The sequence below is a fragment of the Gluconobacter sp. Dm-44 genome, assembly GCF_018256175.1.
In the GTDB taxonomy this organism is placed as follows: domain Bacteria; phylum Pseudomonadota; class Alphaproteobacteria; order Acetobacterales; family Acetobacteraceae; genus Gluconobacter; species Gluconobacter cadivus.
In genome coordinates this window covers 386,722-406,768 of the sequence record NZ_JAERLZ010000002.1, presented here as the reverse complement: position 1 = coordinate 406,768, position 20,047 = coordinate 386,722, and the positions used below count along the sequence as shown (strand labels likewise).

The following is a 20,047-nucleotide window of genomic DNA, read 5'->3' as shown; positions in this document are numbered from 1 at the left end:
AAGCCTTATTTCGCCTGCCCCAGTTCGGACCACAGATACGCATAGCTGAGTGCCTGCGTCTGGGCGATTTCCTTCTGGCTGGCCCCGAAACCATGACCACCCGCAACCTGCTCCCAGTAATAATAGGGCAGTTTGAGTTCGCTCATCCGCCAGGCGAAACGCCGTGCATGAACCGGGCCGACGCGATCATCCTTGGTCGTCGTCTCAATGAACGGTACGGGATATTTCACATCGGGCCTGAGGTTCTGAAGCGGCGAAATTCCGCGCAGGAACGCCTTCTGTTCGGGGATGGAGACCGTTCCATATTCCCCGACCCACGACGCCCCAGCGGACATGTGTTCGTAGTTCATCATATCCAGCAGCGGCACTTCAATATCGACGGCCTTCCAAAAATCCGGATGCTGCGTGAACTCCACGCCCATCAGCAGACCGCCATTGGAACCGCCCTGAATCGCCAGATGCTGCGGCGACGTCACTTTGCGGTCCATCAGGTCCTTCGCCACGGCAGCAAAGTCGTCATAAATCCGCTGGCGATTGGTCTTCAGACCCGCATCGTGCCAGGCCGGTCCAAATTCTCCACCGCCGCGGATATTCGCCAGAACATAAACCCCGCCGCGCGCCAGCCAGTTATTACCGATCCCGGCTGAATAGAACGGGAAAAGCGGCACTTCAAACCCGCCATAAGCATAAAGCAGTGTCGGGTTGGTTCCATCCAGCGCCATGTCCCGGGGATGGACGATGAAATACGGGATGCTGGTGCCGTCTTTCGAGCGAACCTCCTGCTGCTCCACTGCCATCTTCGAGGCGTCGAACTGCGCTGGCAGCGTATGGAGTTTCTGGACCGATGCCGTATCGCTGTTGATCTCCCACAGCGTGGTCGGGCTCAGGAAACCGCTCGAAACCGCATAAGCCACCGGACTGTCTTCATCGACGCTGGCCAGATCGACCGACATATTCTCCGGCAGAGGCAGATCCCGGTGCGTGAAGGCCGCGCCTGTGGGCGTATAGATCGAAATCTTGCCCCGCACATTGTCATAGAGCGTGACGATCAGATGACCATGACTCGTGGACGCCCCCTCGATCATCTGACGACCCGTCGGTGCCACCAGAAGCTGGGGCGCGACCGTTGCCGCAGCCGGATCGACCAGCACCACGCTGCCCTGCGGGAAGGACTGCGCCCCAACCTTCCAGTCTTCCTTGAGCTGAACCACCAGACGACCATTGAACAGCCCGGCAACATCCGCCTTCAGGGGAATGGCGACCTGCGTCACCTGACCGCCCCGATACAGGAACAGCTTCGACGAAAACGCATCCAGCCCTTCGCGGATCAGCGTGACCTGGTGTCCTGCGCCGTCATGCAGCACTTCCGGCCCGACTTCGACGTCCTTCCGGCTGCCGGTGAAGACCGTCTGCGCCTGATCGAGAGACTGGCCGCGCTTGAGAAGCTTCACGATGTACGGGTAGGACGATTCCGTCACATCTGCAGACGTCCAGGGATAGCTGACCAGAAGCGTGTCACGGTCCAGCCAGCTCGAATCCTGCTTGGCATGCGGAAGATTGAAGCCGCCCTCGACGAATTTTCCAGTCCGCAAATCGAATTCCCGCACGGTCTTGGCATCCTCGCCACCGTCGGAAAGATGAAGCAGGCAGAGATTCTGCTGGCTGTGCAGGCAGTCCACCCCGCCATAGACCCAGTTACGCTTTTCCTTCGCCGCCAGCGCATCCAGATCCAGCGCGACAGTCCATTCCGGATGATCGGTCGCATAGGAATCCGGCGTCGTCCGGCGCAGGACACCCCGCAGATGTCGGTCATCCCGCCAGAAATTATAGATCATCCCGTCGATCTGGATGGGAGAGGCGAGACGGTCATGCGTCTGAAGCAGTTTCAGGGACGTCGCATACAGGCTCTGGTAAAGCGGACCATGCCCCAGAAGGCGCAGGGTACGATCGTTCTGATCCTTCACCCAGGCCATCGCCTGCGCGCCATTGATGTCGCTCAGCCAGGCGGGAATAGTGTCGGGAACATCCGCCGCATGAAGCGGCGTGAACATGCTGCCCGTCAGCAGAGCGGCCAGACCGGCCCGGCGAAAACTGCGGAAAACTGTCACAGTCACAATACCTTCTGATTGTTTCAGAAAGAAACTGTCATTCCACCAGCGAAACCGCAAGTGTCGCCCCCGCAGCGGGCAGCCAGACCAGACAGGTCGTACCCTTGCCCGGCGCGCTCGCAATCCGCAGACGCCCACCATGCCGGTCCAGAATATGCCGCACGATGGACAGACCCAGGCCCGTCCCCTGCCCGGCTCCATCGGTGGGCGCACCGACACGATAAAAACGCTCGGTCAGGCGCGGCAGATGATGGGCCTCCATCCCACAGCCATTGTCCTCGATCCCGAGAATGACGCCCCCATCCGCAGGCCACCGATCATCGGGAATGACAGCACGCCGGGCCGACAATGTGATGGTCAGGGGCTCGTCTTCCTTTGCACCATAGCGCAGGGCATTTTCGATCAGGTTGAGCAGCACCTGGACCATTTCGTCCTCGTCGGCCCGCACCATGAGGTCGTCTTCGATTTCGAGAGTCAGCGTGCGTCCTTCCCGCTCGAAACGCGGCGCGACCTCCCCGAGCACAACCGCCATCAGATCCGCCACATCCACCAGATCGCGCGGGCGCTGATGCTCGTGCGCCTGAACGCGCGACAGATACAGAAGGCGGTCGATCAGCCGCTTCAACCGCTCGGATTGCTGACGCATGATATCGAGAAACTGCTGTCGCATGACCGGATTTTCCCCGGCCGCGCCCTGCAATGCGTCGATGAATCCGCTCAGCGACGCCAGCGGCGTACGCAGTTCGTGGCTGGCATGCGCCACAAAGTCCGTCCGCATCCGGTCCGCAGCCCGCGCCTCACTATGATCGTTCAGCACGACCAGAACTCGCTTGTCCTGCCCCTTGCCGCCCGGCAGACGGCGCAGCATCAGATGAAGCGTTCGCGGAACCGGGACATCAAGCGTGAAGGTCGTCGAGCAGACAGGCGGCAGGTCACTCCGGCTGCTACTCTCCCCTATCCCGGATGGTGCCGGAACGCGCAGCGCCGCAGACAGGGCCGAACGAGCCGCCGGATGACGCAGGATCGCGCCCACCGTTTCCCCGAACTGGGACGCCGCCTCTTCATTGACCTGCACGATCGCCCCCAGCCCATCCAGAACCACGGCACACGCGGGCAACGGATCGACCGGCAGATCGGCCGGAGAGACAGGTTTCAGATAATCGTCAGGAGGCGACGTCGGAACGCGCGGCTGCCGCAGCAGGAGCCAGACCGCCAGCACCCATCCCGCGAGCGCCACACAGACGAGAACCATGCCCACCTGCAAAGGCAGCGTGTCCGCTACAGGCGGAAGTCCCCCTCCCGGCAGCGCTCCGGAAAGTGCTCCCGACGACACTCGTCAGGCGCCGTCCGTCGTCGGGCCGTCATCCAGCGCATAACCAGCCGCACGCACGGTCCGCACCAGATCCATCTCGCCCGGCCCGTTGATGGCCTTGCGCAGACGCCGGATATGAACGTCGATCGTCCGGATCTCGACATGAATGTTCTGCCCCCAGATCCGGCGCAGCAGATCCTCGCGGGAGAACACCTTGCGCGGATTGCGGATCAGCAGGTCCAGCAGGCGATATTCCGTCGGCCCCAGAGACAGCATCCGCCCGCCACGCTCCACGCGGTGCGTTTCGGGGTCGAGCGTGATATCGGCGAAGGACAGACGGTCATAAGAAGACTGGTGCCGCCGCAGCAGAGCGCGCAGACGCGCATCAAGCGTATCGACACTGCACGGCTTCATTAGATAATCGTCCGCACCCGTGTCCAGCCCACGGATCGCATCCTGCTCGGCCGAACGCGCCGTCAGTAGCAGCACCGGCACGTCCCGCAGCGCAGGATTGGCCCGGATGCGACGGCACACATCCAGTCCGGACAGGCCCGGAAGCATCCAGTCCAGAACAACCGCGTCAGGGCGGGACGTCTCAAGTGCCAGAAGCGCCGCTTCTCCGTCTTCCGCCGTCTCGACGCGATAGCCGCGCTGTTCGAGATTGTAGCAGGTCATCAGCAGCAGGGCAGGATCGTCCTCGACGAGAAGAACGAGCCCCTTGGCACGTGCGGGGGATGGGCTCTTCACCGAACGTCCGGCTCCTGCATCGTTTCCGTCACCGTCAGGGCGGAAGCCGGGCCACCGCGCGGGCGCAGGGACGGCAGATTATCGCCCGTCACGGCGTAGAAAACGCGTTCGGCGATATTGGTCGCATGATCGCCGATCCGCTCAAGGTTCTTGGCGATGAACAGCAGTTCCGTGCAGGCGCGGATATTGCGCGCATCTTCCATCATGTAGGTCACGAGCTCACGGAACAGGGCTGTGTAATATTCATCCACCGCACGGTCCGAGTGCCAGACTTCCATGGCCCGGTTGGAATCCTGCTGCGTGATCGCATCAATCGAACGGCGCAGGTTTTCCTGTACGAGGCGTCCCATGCTGCGCAGCCCCGAGAGCGAAATCTGGTTTTCCGGCATCCGGATCCGCAGCGAACGGCGCGCGATGGAAGACGCATAATCGCCAATCCGCTCCAGATCGCCCGTAATTTTCAGAGCCGCCACGATCTCACGAAGATCGCCCGCCATCGGGCTTCGCAGCGCAAGAAGACGGATGGAAAGACCTTCGACCTCACGTTCGAGCTGGTCCACTTCCGGGTCCTGACGCGCCGCCGCATCGGCGGCTTCCTCGTTACGGTCCGCAATGGCGGACAGCGCGAGAGCAACCTGATTTTCCACGATGCCGCCCATCTGCGCCATCATGGAGCGGAGCTGACCCAGCTCCTGTTCGTAGCTTTTGACGATGTGGGATCTGTCAGCCATGACGCGTTATCCAAACCTGCCGGTGATGTAGTCCTGGGTCTGCTGCTGCTTCGGATTGGTGAACATCCGGTCCGCGCTGTCCACTTCGATCAGACGCCCCATGTAGAAGAACGCCACCTGATCCGCACAGCGTGCAGCCTGCTGCATGTTGTGGGTCACGATCGCAATCGTGAATTCTTCCTTAAGCTCGTCAAGCAGTTCTTCGATACGCGCTGTGGAAATCGGGTCGAGCGCCGAAGTCGGTTCGTCAAGCAGCAGGACTTCAGGCCGCGTCGCAATGGAACGCGCAATGCACAGACGCTGCTGCTGACCGCCGGAAAGACCGGAAGCAGGAGCGTTCAGACGGTCCCGGACTTCGTTCCACAGCGCCACACGCGTCAGGACGTCCTGAACGCGCGCATCCATGTCCGCCTTATTCAGCTTTTCATGCAGACGCACGCCGAATGCGATATTGTCATAGATCGACATCGGAAACGGCGTCGGCTTCTGGAACACCATGCCCACGCGCGCGCGCAGGATATTCAGGTCCAGATCGTGATCCAGAATATTGCGCCCGTCGAACATTACTTCGCCGGTCGCGCGCTGGCCGGGATACAGGTCATACATGCGGTTGAAAATCCGCAACAGAGTGGATTTACCACAGCCGCTCGGCCCGATCATGGCCGTTACCCGACGGGCCTGAAAATCCACCGAAATGTCATGCAGGGCGTGGTTTTCGCCGTAATAGAAATTCAGGTTGCGGACAGCCAGCGCCACTTCAGGGCTCTTCGCCGCCTGCGGATCAGTCTTGGTCATCATGGAATCCTGTGTCATCCCCCGCAGTGTTCCCGGGGTCATCCGCGTCGCGCCGATACGCGGACGGCAATATTGATGGCCAGCACACCCATCGTCACCAGAAGCGCACCGGCCCAGGCAAGCTGCACCCAGTCTTCATAGGACGCACCGGCATACTGGTAGATCGTCACCGGCAGGCTCGCCATCGGACGGGTGAGGCTGAAAGACCAGTTCTGGTTGCCCAGCGACGTAAACAGCAGCGGGGCTGTCTCACCGCTTACGCGGGCCAACGCCAGAAGAATACCCGTCAGCACACCCGTCTTGGCGGAACGCAGGCATAGCGAGAGCGTGACCCTCCAGCGCGTTGCCCCCAGAGCCGCACCCGCCTCGCGCATGGCGGTCGGAACAAGGCGCAGCATATCCTCGGTCGTGCGAACAATGATCGGAACAGCCAGAATGGCCAGAGCAACGGAACCGGCCAGCGCAGAGAAATGTCCGAACGGGGCAACCATGACCTGATAGACGAACAGACCAACCAGAATGGACGGCACCGACATCAGCACGTCTGAGACGAACCGGACGCAGGATGCGAATTTATTGGTGTCCGTCCCATATTCCGAAAGATAGATCCCGCATCCGAGCCCGAGCGGCGTCGCGAGCAGCAGGGCCAGAAACGTCTGGATCAGACTGCCCACGATGGCATTCGCCAGACCGGAAGACGAGCCCGGCGGCCCCATCGGTTTCATGATCGCGGCGGCAGACAGTCCGGCAAGACCACGGGACAGAAGGGTCCACAGAATGGACGCCAGCACCAGCACAAGGATGCCCGCCATGACCATCCCGAAAGCGGTCGCCACATGATCGGCGCTCCGACGACGGGCCGCACGAGGGTTGGGCTTCCAGCCGTTTGTGGAGACGACGGTATCGCTCATTTCGTATTCCCCCGCAGCATCCGCGCCAGCGCCAGACTGGCGAATGACAGCAGCATCAGGATGAAGCCCAGCGCCAGAAGCGCCGAAAGCCGAAGAGATCCAGCCGGACTTTCCGGGAACTGAAGGGCGATCAGGGACGCGACCGTGCTACGCGGCGCAAACAGCGACCAGCCTACAGCCGTCACGTTTCCAATTACGAAGGTTACAGCCATGGTCTCGCCCAGCGCGCGCCCCATGCCCAGCACGATCGCACCGATCATACCAGAGCGGGACCATGGCACCACAACCTTCCACATCACGTCCCAGCGCGTGGCCCCAAGGCCATAGGCGCTTTCACGCAACATGTTGGGCATCGCGGCAAAAACATCGCGCATCACTGCCGTCATGAAAGGCGCAATCATGACAGCCAGAACCAGACCGGCCGTCATCAGGCCCGTTCCGAACGGCGCACCATGAATGATGAATCTGATGCCCGGAACATGCTTGAAATGATGGGTCAGGAAAGGCTGGACCGTCCGCGCCATGAAGGGGACGATCGTGAAAAAGCCCCACATACCAAAAATGATCGACGGCACGGCAGCCAGAAGCTGAACCGCAGTCCCCACGATGGCGGCAATCCGGGGCGGCGCCATCGCCGTCAGCCAGAATGCCGTGCCAAAGGCCAGCGGCAGTGCAATCGCCACACCGATCAGCGTACTGACAATCGTTCCGAACAACGGTGCCCAGGCACCATAGAGATCCGCAACCGGATTCCAGACATCACTGAAGGCAAAGCCCAGACCAAACGTCCGAAACGCCTGACTTCCCCCAATGCCCATGAGGACCACAAGGCCGCCCAGCACCACGAGAACCAGCAGCGCCGATGCCGCCACCAGAAAATGGAAGGCGGTATCAGGACCGCTGCGGCGGCTTCCACTTCTGGAAGCACCGGCCGTGTCGCGGGCCTCTTCGGACGGCGTGGCTGTGGCAAGGGTCATGCGTGAGAAGCTCTGACTTGAAAAACGGGCATTATCCGGCGACCGAAGCCACCACATCAGTGCATTAGCCCTCCTGTCAGGGAAGAACAACCGGAACAGGAACGACACCGGATGAAAGATTTATGTCATCACCGCACCAGATGCCTGAAACAGGCCTTGGCAAACCTTGGAAAAAGCCGGGGATGAGGGCCTGTTCCAAAACAGAAAACCATCAGGTCAGAAATGGGAACACCTTCAACGGAACCTCCCTAAGGATAACACGTTTGGGACACTGACAGCCCCGCATCAAGCGGAGTGCCAAGACATCTCAGCGGCTCTGACGGCCCCCTGAAACGGGCCGTGAGCCAATGCTCAGGAGTATTCTCATGGTTTCCAGAACAGACCGTCACGTGACGCAGAACAACACTGCAGACAACACCAAGAATGTTTCCATCGAAACGCTGAACGCCCGCCTGTCGGACCTGATCGATCTGGCGCTGATCACCAAGCAGGCTCACTGGAACCTCAAGGGCCCGCAGTTTATCGGCGTCCATGAAATGCTTGATGGCTTCCGCACAAGCATTGACGGTTATTCCGACACCGTTGCAGAACGTGCCGTACAGCTTGGTGGAACAGCACTCGGAACCGTGCAGGACGTTTCCAAAAACAGTGCCTGCACGCCTTATCCGAACAACATCTATCGCGTTGCGGACCACCTCGCAGCGCTGATCGATCGCTATGCGACCGTGGCGAACAACGTGCGTGAGTCCATCAAGACGACGGACGAAGCAGGCGATGACGACACGGCCGATATCTTCACGGAAGTGTCCCGCGGCCTCGACAAGCATCTGTGGTTCCTTGAGGCCCATGTTCAGGAGCCGACAGGCCAGATGCGTGATGGCGACCACAAGGGCAGCCGCGGCTGATCCGAACGGTTTCGCCGAAAAATGAAGAACGCCCTGCAGGCTTCCTGCAGGGCGTTCTGACGTTCAGAGGCAGCGTCCGAGATGCTCCCGAGCAAAGACGAGTTTTTCGTCTTCATGACACGATTGCGCATCTGAACATGCCGGGGCAATCAGAGTCGCAAGATATTCGAAGTCGTGGTTCTGCAACGGCTCCGGAATAGCGTCCGGTTCTTGCTGCACAATCCAGCCTTTCGTTAACTCCCGCAGATTTCCCCATTCCCGTACGCCCTCCGGACATGGCGGAGGCACCATGCCTGCTTTTGTCGCCACGGCCAGGTCGTGAATATCCGGCTCCGTCAGCAGAGCAGGTTTAGACAAGGCGTCTTTTTTGCAAACCCAGCTCCGCAGAGCAGTTTTCAAAACTGAAACGACTTCATTGTCCATCATCCCCAGCTCCTTTCCTGTTTGTGATCCTGCTCACAAGGTCGTCATACCGACTCAGATAGTCATCCAGACAGAGCTCCGCTTCGGCATAACGCCGCGCCTCCTGCCCCAGTCGGCGTGCGGTTCGACGCTCCTCCAGAAGCTGGAGCGTGGCCTCGGCAATTGCCGATGAGTCCAGAAACGGCACCAGACGGCCCGTAACATCATGCGTGATGAATTCCCTGACCGGTGCCGTGTCGCTTCCGATGATCGGGCATCCTGTCGCCATGGCTTCGCGCAGGGACCAGGACGCAACGAATGGATAGGTCAGATACAGATGGGCGTCGGACCGCCGCAGCAGGGCCCGGAAATCATCGTACTCGACCTTGCCGACAAAATGCACGCGATCAAGGTCCAGCTTGCCTTCCAGTTCGCGCAGCATGAACTCGCGCCAGCTTCCGCCGCCGGGAGGAAGCGTGCCGTAGCTGACCCTGTCTCCACCCACGAGAATGATCTGCGCGTCCCTGCGTTCAGCCAGAATGCGAGGCAGCGCACGCATGACCACATGAAAACCACGATAAGGCTCAAGATCGCGGGCGACATAGGTGACGAGGGCGTCTTTCGGCGTGATCCGCACCCCGTTGATGACAAGATTACGCCGTCTGGCCTGGGGCTCGGGAGAGCAGAGGTCCAGATTGACGCCTTCCCGCAGCAGCGAGATCTTTTCCTGCGCCCATCCGGGATAGGTGCCGCGCTGGAATTGCGTCGGACTTTGACCATATCCGTTTTTCAGGCAGAGGGCCTGCAGATTGATTGAATTCTTGACCCGAACCGCGGCCGCCAGTTCCGGCGACGGCGGAAATTCGGGATCGAAACCCACGTCATTCTGATCCGCGTGGTAGAAAAACTCGAAATATCCGAGGATCGGGCAGTCAGGAAAAACGTCGCCCAGATTGAGCAGTTCGCCCCAGCCGTGATGTCCGACAATGATATCCGGCTCATAGCCCAGCCCCTTGAGCGTACGCGCCGCAGTTGCGACGGCTTCGGCACGGAGCAGGCCATATTCGAACTCCCTCAGATGAGGGTGCGTCTCCATCGAAGGCAGACGCGGCACGCGGTAGATGGCGCGTCGGACGCCAGGAATATGATTGTTGTTCGCCTCCGAAATGAAGACGATCTCATGATCCTGCGCGAGAAGATGCCGGACAAAATGCAGGAACTGTCCCGGGAAATTCTGATGGACGAAGAGATAGCGCACGACGTCTCCGGAGCGACTGAAAGCCTCCGTGAAGTCCTGTTCGCGCACGGAGAAGACAGCAGATGGCGGCAGTTTTCAAAAAATCCGGGAAAGAAAATCTTCTTCCCCGGTCACTGTGTCAGACCTGAACGGATCAGGAGGCCTTGACGGATTTGCGCTTTCTGGGCGTGGCAGGCTTGGCCGGAGCATCAGCCGCTTCTGTAGCGCGGGACTTGGGCGCAGCCTTGATGGGGGCCGTCGGTGCCGGTTCCTCTTCTCCTGCGGGCACGATCTCCAGCAGAAAGGCTTCCAGAGGGGCGAGGCTTTCAGCTTCCAGCGCTTCGGTTCCATCCACGGGGCCGAGACGCGTCCCGTCGATGAAAGATGCGGTAAGACGGATCTTGGACGTCTTTGCGGACTCGCCCTTCAGACGGACGCGCAGTCCAAGGATCGGCAGAGCCATGCCGCGCGATCCACAATACTGACCACCTTCAGCCCAGGGAGACAGCCAGCCTTTGCCCAGAACGGCCTGATATTCGATGTCCGAAGCAGGAACACCCGTCTCGGGAGCAATGCTGAAGCCCTCGATCCAGCCCTGACTGCCCGGAACGCCCATCCAGTGTCCGATACCGCTCGTTACGTCACCACGACGCTGGATATGCGCGGAAATGTCTTTCGAAGCAGCGGCTTCGACAGGAGCGGCCACAGGCTCGGCCACGGCTTCCGGCGCCTTCGGCACTGGGGATACTGGCGCAGAAGACACAGGCGCAGCTTCCGAGACAGCCGACTGCGCCGGGGATGCGGTGACGGGACCAGCCAGCTGTGCAACTTGCAAGCGTGGGGCGGCGTGTGTGCTGCCCGGTTCCTGGTAGGTCGTCACAAGAACGGCGGCCGGACCCCGCATGACCCGGACGAGAGCCGCGCCGTTCGAACCGCCGATCCAGCCGTCCTCTTCAAAGGTGCTGACGGTCACGATCCCCGGGGGTGTTCCCGGCGCGCGGGAAATTCTGACGCCCGGCAGTCCGGCGGGGCCGGCAGGAGCCTGACCGGCTGCATGGAAAATGCAGAAAATCCCTGCATCCAGCACCATCATATGCGCACCGGCCTTAAGGTCGATGACCCGGTTCTGTCGTGATGCTTCGGCGGCGTTAGACATTCCCTACTCCCAATTGCGTCCGTTCTTGCGGGCAATAATACTGGCATGTTCCATGAACTGTCACGAATGGTCGTCACAGTTATGAGCGGTATCCCGACGATGTGTTACAACAGCCTTCGACAAATACCGGTTCCTGTTCAAACAGCATAATGGACTGTTTCGTTAGAAAAGGTAAACCACCCCTCACCGCGCATCTCCCCAGCGTCTGAGCAGCAGCATGGCAAGCTGAAATGGCGGCATTCCAAGCGGTACGGCCAACCCGGTCCCGCTGCGATTGACCCGTTCTCCCTGCGCGCCCAGATCGAAGCAGACAGCCTCCAGACCGCTGCGCCAGATCTGTCCCAGGGCGTAGCACCAGGTCTCGGGCGCGATGGAAGGAATCAGCCCGACATCCGGCTGCTGCTGGCGGATGAGAGCCTGCACCTCGTCTTCACGATATTCCCCCGTCACCCGCACCCCGAGCGCCATCAGGGCATCGTCGTCATGTGTGTGTCCGACCAGCGAGAGTTCGATTGGCAGGCGGTGCGTCTGGATTTCCGCTGCAAGTGCGAGCAGCGTGTCATATCCCTTCCACTGGCTGATCCCGCCCACGACACAGACCCGGAGCGGCTGCCCATAAACGGCGCGATGGTTTATGCGAATGAACTTATTGAGCGCGGTGTCATCTTCCAGCGCAACAGCCTCAATCGTCAGGCCGGGGAAATGCCGCCGGATCCGTCGCACGGTGTCCTCACACGGCGCCATGAGCCGACGGGCGCTGGACAATTCCCGCCCTGAACGGGCCACGAGATCGGAGACTGAAATGTCTTCCCCAAGATAACCGCCCCAGCGTGTCACACACTGTTCACATCCGGCGATGTCAGGCTCCCCGCAATAACGGCCTTCTCCATCGCAAAGCGAAATACGCGGGCAGAACCAGACGTGATCGTGAATGAACACGTCATACGGCACGCCCAGCCGTTCATGTAGCGTTCTGATGCAGGAGGCATGACCGATCAGATGATGCCATTCAACGGATTCAACATGCACGTCCCGGAGCACGTCCAGCAAAAGCGGCAGTTCGTCGGGAAGGCGAAATTTCAGGTTGGGGAAGCGCTTGCTGTCCAGAGCATCTTCCAGTCGGCAGCCCTGTTCATGGGGACGCAATGCCAGCGCAAATCCACCCTCGGATCCGAACGCTTCCGAGCGCTCACGCACCACGCGCCCCACGCCGCCTCCGGCGTCATGCTGCACCATCAGCATCGTGGCCCTACCCCGAGACACACGGATCAGACGGGCAATATCCAGCCTGCGTCGCGTGTCGTGCAGCCGATCGGCCTCAATGAAGCGCTGCACCAGCCGGTCATAGCCGGGATGCAGGGCATTAAGAATCTTCAGGTTGCGAGCGCCAAGAGACTTCCGTGCCGTCCCGAACGACGCCGACCCGACATGCGCGACAAACAGTTCAGGCGCGGCGACATGCCGGAACCCCTTCGCAGACGCGCGAAGGCAGAAATCGTTTTCCTCGCCATAGCCCTGCGCGAACAGATCTTCCCGGAACAGGCCGATCTCGGCCAGACACTCCGCAGAAATCGCCATACAGAATCCGTGAGCCGTCGGCAGCTCCAGCCCGTCGCAGGATGCCGCATCATCGTACCTGAACGTTGCCTGACACAGGCGGTCCAGCGCGCACATCTCCGCAAGCGACGGAACCGGATTGGGACGGTCCACGGCGGGATAGGACAGGATCGTCGCATCATTGGAAAAGGGAGTAACTGTCCCGACATCCATAAAGGCCAGCCTCGCCCGCAATCGCTCGACCCAACCTGCGGGAACGAGCGTATCGCTGTTGAGAAGGAGAATATCCCGCCCCTCAGCCGCCCTCATGCCGTCATTGGCGGACATCGGAAAACCGCAGTTCCGGGAATGACGAATCAGAGTAATCCGGCCCTGCTCAGCCAGTTGGTCGAGCTCACGCGCCAGAAGGGGTTCTGGAGTGGCGTCATCTACGACAATCACCGGGACATCAACCGGACACGTCGACAGCACGGTGCGCAGACAATCCATCGTTCGGCGCAGATCCGCGTACACTGGGATCACGACCGCACAGCCGGGGCTGGTGCGGGGCCGATGCGGGCGCATCTTCCACGCTCTGACCTTTGTGGGACGTAACCCGATGGGAAGAGTGTCAGTAAGTCCTGAAACCAGTTGCCCCACGCGCGGATCGACGGGGGCACCCGTCAGAAGACGTCCGTTCTCGTCACGCAGTTCCAGAAGACCCGTGCCCTCTTCGGGGAGACGGCTGGCCGGAACATGAAAGACCCTCGTGCGCGCAAGAGGAATATCGCTGTCCACGTCCTCCGAAAATGCCTCAGCCCCGACAGTGGAGCCATCCCAAAGCAGGATACGAGGACTGTATTCGGGTTCAGCGGGCGTCCAGATCCAGCCTCTCAGTCCGCCAGCGGCGGCTTCAACAAAGGATTCACACCGCGTCAGGGCGGCAATGTCCAGCGGACTGCCCAAAACATGCCGACGTCCCACCCTGATTTCCAAAGAGCGGGCCGAGCGCCAGCCTTGCGGCAGGTCATATGTGCCGCTGCCCGCGCCCAGAAGGTGCTCCTGCCCATCCAGAAACAGCCTGAACGCTCGGGCGGTCTCGACAAAGACGGTGCCTGTATTGGACGCCGTCATCCAACCCGGACGCCCTGCCGCAGACGCGATCTGTCCTGCCAGCGGATATGTCTGCGGTGTGGCGTGAAAGCGCGAGAGGGCCGCCTGCATCTTGTGTGCGGCGTCCTCCATCCGCTGAAGTCGTACGAGACAGATGACTTCCAGAAATGCCGCTTCCCGCAGATCGAAATCCTGTCGCAATTCCTCCATTCGCATGAGGCAATCAAAGACGCGCCCCGCAGACAGGCAAGCCAGACCGACAGACCATTTCAGATTGGGATTATGCCGGGACATTCTCTCGGCGCGCTCAAGCCAGAACAGGCCGAGGGATGTATTGCCGGCCTGAAGTGCCGCCTGTCCCCGGGCGAAAGCATCCTGTGCCCGGCGGCTCATGGCCTCCCGCCACCGGCTCCGGTCTTCTGCACTGACAATCCGGCCAAAACCCGCGAAGGATGCGTCCGGTTTGCGTCCGCTGGACGCGGGAGGATCAGAAGACACGTAGATCAGTCATCGTCGTCAGGCTGCGCTTCGTCCAGAAGGGCCAGTTCCGCTTCGGCATCCTTGATGTTCTGCGCTTTCGCCCGTTCCAGCCAAATGCGTCCCTCCACCGGGTCCGTCACGCCTGCCAGCCCACGGCAGAGATAACGACCCAGCATCATCTGGGCCAGACCGTTGCCGCGCTGGGCGGCCTTACGGAACCATATCTGTGCCTGAGGCCGGTTCTCGGGAACATCATGACCACCGCCGTAAAGCGCAGCCAGCGAGAACATGGCATCCACATTGCCGCTTTCCGCCGCCCTACGATACAGTGTCAGGGCTTTTTCATGGTCCCGGCGTCCATTGATGTTTCCGTCAACCAGCAGCCCGGCAACCATAACCTGAGCTTCGGCCATGCCGGCATCCGCCGCTTTTTCCATCCAGTACAAGGCCTGTGTCGGATCAGGCTGAACGTCACGACCTTCCAGCAGCATCCTGCCATACCAATACTGGGCATTGACCACACCATCCGCGGCCTTCTGCATCCAGCGCGCAGCCTCACGGCCATTCTGCTCGCCGGTAACACCTTCGGCGTAGCAGACGCCGAGATTGTAAGCTCCAATCAGATCACCTTTTTCCGCTGCTTTCTCAAACCGGGTGTGCAGAGCCTGCTTCTCGTCAGGGGTAGCGGAAGCGCCTGCAAGGATCAGGTTTCCAAAATCGGCATCGGCATGCGCATCGCCTGACTCGGATGCAATTTTGAACCAGTGCGCTGCGACATCCGGGTCCTGATGCACCCCGTTCCCTGTCAAATACAACAGCCCCAGAGCCCGCGCCGCGCCCGCATGTTTCTGTTCGGCTGCCAGGCGATACCACTTGGCCGCTTCAACAAGATTGGGCGGCAGGTCGCCGCCGTTGGCACACAAATCGCCAAGAAGGGCCGCAGATTGCGTATCACCATTCGTCGCAGCGCGCTTCAGCCAGGTTTCCGCACGCCCGTAATGTCGGCGGATCCCGGTCCCTTCCAGAAGCATCAAACCGTAGCGGGCCTGCGCTGTGACGATATTGCGCTCGGCCGCTTCATGGAAATAGGTGGCGGCCTTGCCAAGATCACGCGGCACGCCCGAACCCGACTCATACATCCGGCCAAGAATGTCGAAGGCTGTTCCAAGACCGCCTTTCGTCGCTTCCATCAGATGTTGGGCAGCAGAGGCAAGCGCCTCACCTGTCCGCGCATCATCGAGAATGGAAAGCGCTACCCCCAAATGACCCTGCGAACATCCGGCGGCGGCAGAACGATCATACCAGGAACGGGCCTGTGAAAGATCGCGCAGATCGTCTGGCCCGTTCGTCAGGATATAGCCCAGCAACGCCTGTGCGTCGGGCGATCCGGCCTCGGCAGCGATCCGGGCCCAGTGAAGGCCGAGGTGAAAATCCGGGCGTCTGGGGCCCGCTGAGGGAACGTGAGAAAGATCAAGCCCAGCCTGCGCAGGCCGGATTTCAAATCCTTCCGGCAGCCCGACCGTATAAAGCGTTGCCAGAACGAAGGCTGCTTCGATATGCCCCGCCTGTGCCGCCTGATAGATCCAGCGTGCCCCTTCTTCCAGGCTGGGAGGCACCCCAATCCCATCCAGATAGGCCCGCCCGACACGGAATGATGCTTCCGCATCGCCTGCCGCGGCGAGGCGGCTGAGAAGAGCAAATCCCTGAACAGCCTTGCCGGTTTCCGTCAGACGGATGGCATGATCCAGCTTCCCTTTCGAAGAAAACAGGGCAGCAAGGCGAGATTTGAACGACATGGGCAGCGCGGATCCTGAATGACTGTCGTGCTGGAACGCCTGGACTTTAGCAGGCGTTCCCCTTGAGCGTTTTTAGGAACGCTCCATGTCTTTGTTATGGCTCCCTCATGCCATTGGTGAGGGCGGGCGTAATCTTGTTGAACAGATACTGCAGCACAGTCCGTTTTCCGACATCGATATCGGCAGTCAGGGACATACCCGGCATCGGATGGAAGAACGAAGGCTGACCGTGCAGCGTGTAACGATCAATCCGCAGACGCACGCGATAGATACCCGACGCAGTGGAATCTTCGGAAGACTGGCTTGCATTACCACCAGCGCCATTGCCCCCCTGCGATGAAGGCGTGAAGGCATCGGCACTGATGATACGAACCGTCGCTTCCGCACCACCATACTGGTCATAGGGGAATGTCGCGAATTTCAGGAGCGCATGGTCTCCGACCTGAACGAAACCCACGTCCTGCGACCGCATTACGGCTTCCATCTCCAGCCCATATCCCGTGGGAACGAGGGTGATGAACTGACCCGCTGACTGCAGCACAGAACCAACCGAGCCCTGCCCGATGGTCAGGACGATACCGTCTTCCGGCGCCCGCAGGAGAACGAGATCCTGACGCAGACGGGCTTTTTCAAACGAACTGCGATACTCCGCCAGATGGTGACCGGCTTCCGTCAGTTCCGAATAGATCTTGGCCTGCCAGTTACCGATATAGCCTTCACGTTCGGCCTTCATGGCGGCCAGCTTTTTTTCGGCCGAGTTGGCGCTCTGCTGGGCAGCGATTTCCGAACGCTCGGCTTCCATCAGATCGGTCTGGGCCCCGAGGGTCGACAGGCGGGAACCAACCTGATCAGCCTGTTCGCGCTGACGCATCTGCAGGACTTCGGACGCAACGCGCATCTTGCTGCCATACATGGCCGCATTGGCGCGATAACCCTGAATATCACTTTCAAGACCTGCGATCTGCTGATCGTAATTGTCGACATGGCCCTGATATTCCGCCTTGCGGCGCAGGAAAGCAGCGCCCTGCTCCACGGATGCCGGATCGTTCAAATTGACTTTGTACTCCTGCCCGGCAGCTTCCGCTTTCAGACGGTCATATTCAGCCTGATAGGCATCGCGCTGCACCCGCATGTTCGTGATGTCGGCTTCGGTCACGGTCGGATCGAGATGAGCAAGCACCTGACCCTTCTTCACGAAATCGCCAACCCGGACGTCAATCGAGCGAATGATCGCCGTTTCCAGCGGCTGCACGACGATGGTCGGCTGCGTGGAAATCAGGCGACCGGGCGTTGAGACAACACGGTTGATCGGAAAGAACGCCATGGCGGCCAGGGACGCCATAAACAGCCCCCCAATCAGCAGGATGATGTAACGCGCCGAGGGTGTGGCCGGAAGATTGACCAGCCCTGCCGTTGGCGAATGGAATTCCAGCAGCGCCAGCGGCGTATCATCAGGCGCGAAGGGGTCCGTGGCAGAGCGCGGAATGTGCTGGTTGAAGTCTTCGTCGGACTGTCGGGGGCCCCGGTCATCCTTCGGAATCATGTCGGAAGAGCTCATGATTACTCTCCTTCAGTCAGTTGCCCGGCAGAGCCAGGAACGTCGTTATCTGTCATGTGCCGGTTCTGCTGGAGCCAGAGCATCCGGTAGATCTCGCAGCGTTCGAGCAGAACCCGGTGCGGTGCGATATCGATCAGCTTGCCTTTGTCCATGACGGCGATCTGATGACAGTTCACAAGCGAGGACAGACGATGGGAGACGATCACCATCGTTCGACCCTTGCCGATCCGCTGCAGGTTGGCATTCACGAGCGCTTCGGATTCCGGATCCAGAGCCGAAGTCGCCTCGTCAAGGATCATGAGCTTCGGATCGCTGATGACCGCACGGGCGATTGCGAGCCGCTGCCGTTGTCCGCCCGAGATATTGGTCGAACCTTCTTCAATCCATGTATCGTAACCGGCAGGCATGCGCTCGATGAACTCTTCGGCCCCCGCAAGACGCGCAGCCCGGATGGCGTCATCGATCGTCAGTCCCGGGCGCCCTGCCGTAATATTGTCGCGGATTGTGCCACGAAACAGGAAGTTGTCCTGAAGCACCACACCAAACGAACGACGCAGATGCGTCAGGTTGATTTCCCGCAGATCCACACCGTCAAGACGCAGATAGCCAGTATAGTTGCGGCTCACACCCTGCAGGAGGCGGGTAATCGTCGACTTGCCAGACCCTGAACGTCCCACAAGGCCGAGCATCGTGCCCGCCGGGATATCGAACGTCACATCATTCAGGGCTTTGCTGGTCGATCCCGGATATGTGAAATCAACATTCATGAAAGACAAAGCCCCTTTGATAACGGGGCGCATGCCGGTTGTCAGGGCCTTGGTTTCCGTTGGTTGGTTCAGCACCAGACCGGCCTCGCCAAGGGAAACGCTAACTTCGTTGAAAGCTTCCATCAGCCTGGCGAGATTGACCAGCGGACTGGCGACACGTCCGCCCAGCATCATAAAGCCCATCAGTGCACCCGCCTGAATCGAACTTGCATTCGTGAGAATCAGGTAAGCACCGATCAAAATAATGCCGCGATTGATGAAGATTTCGAACGGCATGGCAAGGGTCTGCGGCCAACTGGCCATGCGTCCGGCAGCAAGTTTCCAGCGCACCACTTCGGCTGTCCGCTCATCCCATATTTCACGCCGCGTGGCTTCCAGAGCAAGCGTTTTGACCGTCCGGATACCAGCGACCGTCTCGTAGAGGACGGAGCCACGCTTCATGTCCGCAACAACCTGGCGGCCCATGACACGCGTCACAGGGGGCAGGAAAATCACCACGATAAGGCCGATGCAACCGGCGGCAGCCAGCGTCATCCAGGCCAGCGTAGAGCTGATCACAAACAGCACGGGAAGAATTACGACAAGCGTGAAAAGATCCAGCAGGGTTGTCATCAGCTGGCCGGTCAGAAAATCCCTGACCTTGAAGACGGACATGAACCGCCCCAGAATCTCACCCGTCTGCTCGCGTTCGTAGAATTCGAGCGGAAGAGCAAGCAGTCTGTTGAAGGCATGCAGCGAAATTCTGGCGTCCAGACGCGTAGACAGGATCAGGGACAGTTCGCGCCGGGCATAAGTCAGCAGGATTTCGTAAAACGAAAGAATGATAACAAAGCCACTCAGCGAGATGAGGGTCGCCATGGAATGGTAGTTCACCACCCGGTCAATAACCTGCATCACAATCAATGGTGGAAAAATCTGAAGAATACTCAGCACCATCGACCCGAAGGCGATGTCTCGCATGATCTTCTTTTCGCGCAACACCATCTTGACGAACCACAGCAGGTCGAACTTGGCGTCGGCCTCGGACTCATCACGACGGCGTTTGACCAGCAGGACATCACCAGTCCAGACCTGCATGAGCCGGAGTTCATCGACCGGAACCGGCGCGTCTCCATCGCCACCCATCGGGTCACGCAGCCAGACCACGCCTTTTTCAGCATCGGCGCGGACCATAAGCCCAGCCGATCCATCCTTGAACATCAGAACAACAGGCGGGGCATTGCGGATTTTGACCAGATAACGCCAGCGAAGACGCATGCCTTTGGCGACAGCGCCTTGGTCCGTCAGCCATCTTGCCAAAGTGGCAGGGGACGGTGAATCCTCCCCCGGCTCGGCCGCAAAATCGCGGATATCCAGTTCCAGACCGTGATAACGGGCTGCGGCCAGCACGGCATAAAGCCGGATGACGGTCGGACTGACTCTTCCGCCCGGGCCTGACAAGCTCTGGGTATGCTCCACGAAATGTCCTCTATGCTGTTGTCGCGCCAAAGGCGGACCAAAGGGCGGCACCAAAGGC

General features: G+C 60.2%; 15 protein-coding genes. 1 reads left to right on the top strand and 14 read right to left on the bottom strand.

Going from position 1 to position 20,047, the window contains the following annotated elements; all coding sequences use genetic code 11:
* Positions 1–5: 5 nt before the first annotated feature.
* From JK213_RS04955 to pstC, 7 genes are read right to left on the bottom strand one after another with little or no spacing between them, the layout of a single operon-like run.
* On the bottom strand, positions 6–2,114 hold the full coding sequence (locus JK213_RS04955; RefSeq protein ID WP_322783015.1) for a prolyl oligopeptidase family serine peptidase: 2,109 nt from the start codon (positions 2,112–2,114) through the stop codon (positions 6–8).
* A gap of 31 nt (positions 2,115–2,145) precedes the next feature.
* Entirely contained in the window at positions 2,146–3,441 is a 1,296-nt protein-coding gene (locus JK213_RS04950; RefSeq protein WP_322783014.1) for an ATP-binding protein, read from the bottom strand.
* Positions 3,442–3,444: 3 nt separating this feature from the next.
* Positions 3,445–4,167, bottom strand: coding sequence for a response regulator (locus tag JK213_RS04945; protein WP_099285662.1), 723 nt, complete (start codon positions 4,165–4,167; stop codon positions 3,445–3,447).
* Positions 4,164–4,898, bottom strand: coding sequence for a phosphate signaling complex protein PhoU (gene phoU, locus JK213_RS04940; protein WP_194261254.1), 735 nt, complete (start codon positions 4,896–4,898; stop codon positions 4,164–4,166). Before phoU ends, JK213_RS04945 begins: the two co-directional genes overlap by 4 nt.
* 6 nt (positions 4,899–4,904) lie before the next feature.
* Entirely contained in the window at positions 4,905–5,711 is an 807-nt protein-coding gene (gene pstB, locus JK213_RS04935; protein ID WP_373319088.1) for a phosphate ABC transporter ATP-binding protein PstB, read from the bottom strand.
* 20 nt (positions 5,712–5,731) lie between these two features.
* A complete protein-coding gene (pstA, locus tag JK213_RS04930; protein WP_194261253.1) occupies positions 5,732–6,604 on the bottom strand; it encodes a phosphate ABC transporter permease PstA in 873 nt (290 codons plus the stop codon).
* A complete protein-coding gene (gene pstC, locus JK213_RS04925; protein WP_194261252.1) occupies positions 6,601–7,581 on the bottom strand; it encodes a phosphate ABC transporter permease subunit PstC in 981 nt (326 codons plus the stop codon). Before pstC ends, pstA begins: the two co-directional genes overlap by 4 nt.
* 365 nt (positions 7,582–7,946) lie before the next feature.
* On the opposite strand from pstC, the gene dps reads away from it, so the two are divergent.
* Positions 7,947–8,486 (top strand): DNA starvation/stationary phase protection protein Dps, encoded by a 540-nt coding sequence (gene dps / locus JK213_RS04920; RefSeq protein ID WP_194261251.1) that lies wholly within the window; start codon positions 7,947–7,949, stop codon positions 8,484–8,486.
* A 63-nt stretch (positions 8,487–8,549) separates the two neighbouring features.
* Here the strand turns inward: dps and JK213_RS04915 are convergent, their stop codons facing one another.
* From JK213_RS04915 to JK213_RS04885, 7 genes are all read right to left on the bottom strand, one after another.
* The gene (locus JK213_RS04915) at positions 8,550–8,909 is read right to left on the bottom strand and encodes a hypothetical protein (RefSeq protein WP_211571287.1); all 360 of its coding nucleotides are present in this window, start codon (positions 8,907–8,909) and stop codon (positions 8,550–8,552) included.
* Positions 8,899–10,146 carry a glycosyltransferase family 4 protein gene (locus JK213_RS04910; protein WP_194261249.1) on the bottom strand — a complete coding sequence of 416 codons (1,248 nt, stop codon included), beginning with the start codon at positions 10,144–10,146 and terminating at the stop codon, positions 8,899–8,901. Before JK213_RS04910 ends, JK213_RS04915 begins: the two co-directional genes overlap by 11 nt.
* Positions 10,147–10,279: 133 nt before the next feature.
* Positions 10,280–11,281, bottom strand: coding sequence for a hypothetical protein (locus tag JK213_RS04905; protein WP_211571286.1), 1,002 nt, complete (start codon positions 11,279–11,281; stop codon positions 10,280–10,282).
* Between the two features lie 183 nt (positions 11,282–11,464).
* On the bottom strand, positions 11,465–14,428 hold the full coding sequence (locus JK213_RS04900) for a glycosyltransferase (RefSeq protein WP_322783013.1): 2,964 nt from the start codon (positions 14,426–14,428) through the stop codon (positions 11,465–11,467).
* A gap of 5 nt (positions 14,429–14,433) precedes the next feature.
* Entirely contained in the window at positions 14,434–16,206 is a 1,773-nt protein-coding gene (locus tag JK213_RS04895) for a tetratricopeptide repeat protein (RefSeq protein WP_194261247.1), read from the bottom strand.
* A 94-nt stretch (positions 16,207–16,300) separates the two neighbouring features.
* Positions 16,301–17,764, bottom strand: coding sequence for an HlyD family type I secretion periplasmic adaptor subunit (locus JK213_RS04890; RefSeq protein ID WP_194261246.1), 1,464 nt, complete (start codon positions 17,762–17,764; stop codon positions 16,301–16,303).
* A 2-nt stretch (positions 17,765–17,766) separates the two neighbouring features.
* The gene (locus JK213_RS04885) at positions 17,767–19,917 is read right to left on the bottom strand and encodes a peptidase domain-containing ABC transporter (protein ID WP_194261348.1); all 2,151 of its coding nucleotides are present in this window, start codon (positions 19,915–19,917) and stop codon (positions 17,767–17,769) included.
* Between the last annotated feature and the right edge of the window lie 130 nt (positions 19,918–20,047).

What these genes read in the sequence shown, in the direction of transcription:
- phoU (WP_194261254.1), bottom strand. Translation starts at nt 4,898, where the DNA reads ATGGCTGACAGATCCCACATCGTCAAAAGCTACGAACAGGAGCTGGGT.
- JK213_RS04905 (WP_211571286.1), bottom strand. Translation starts at nt 11,281, where the DNA reads ATGTCTAACGCCGCCGAAGCATCACGACAGAACCGGGTCATCGACCTT.
- dps (WP_194261251.1), top strand. Translation starts at nt 7,947, where the DNA reads ATGGTTTCCAGAACAGACCGTCACGTGACGCAGAACAACACTGCAGAC.
- JK213_RS04895 (WP_194261247.1), bottom strand. Translation starts at nt 16,206, where the DNA reads ATGTCGTTCAAATCTCGCCTTGCTGCCCTGTTTTCTTCGAAAGGGAAG.
- pstA (WP_194261253.1), bottom strand. Translation starts at nt 6,604, where the DNA reads ATGAGCGATACCGTCGTCTCCACAAACGGCTGGAAGCCCAACCCTCGT.
- JK213_RS04915 (WP_211571287.1), bottom strand. Translation starts at nt 8,909, where the DNA reads ATGGACAATGAAGTCGTTTCAGTTTTGAAAACTGCTCTGCGGAGCTGG.
- JK213_RS04890 (WP_194261246.1), bottom strand. Translation starts at nt 17,764, where the DNA reads ATGAGCTCTTCCGACATGATTCCGAAGGATGACCGGGGCCCCCGACAG.
- pstC (WP_194261252.1), bottom strand. Translation starts at nt 7,581, where the DNA reads ATGACCCTTGCCACAGCCACGCCGTCCGAAGAGGCCCGCGACACGGCC.
- pstB (WP_373319088.1), bottom strand. Translation starts at nt 5,711, where the DNA reads ATGACACAGGATTCCATGATGACCAAGACTGATCCGCAGGCGGCGAAG.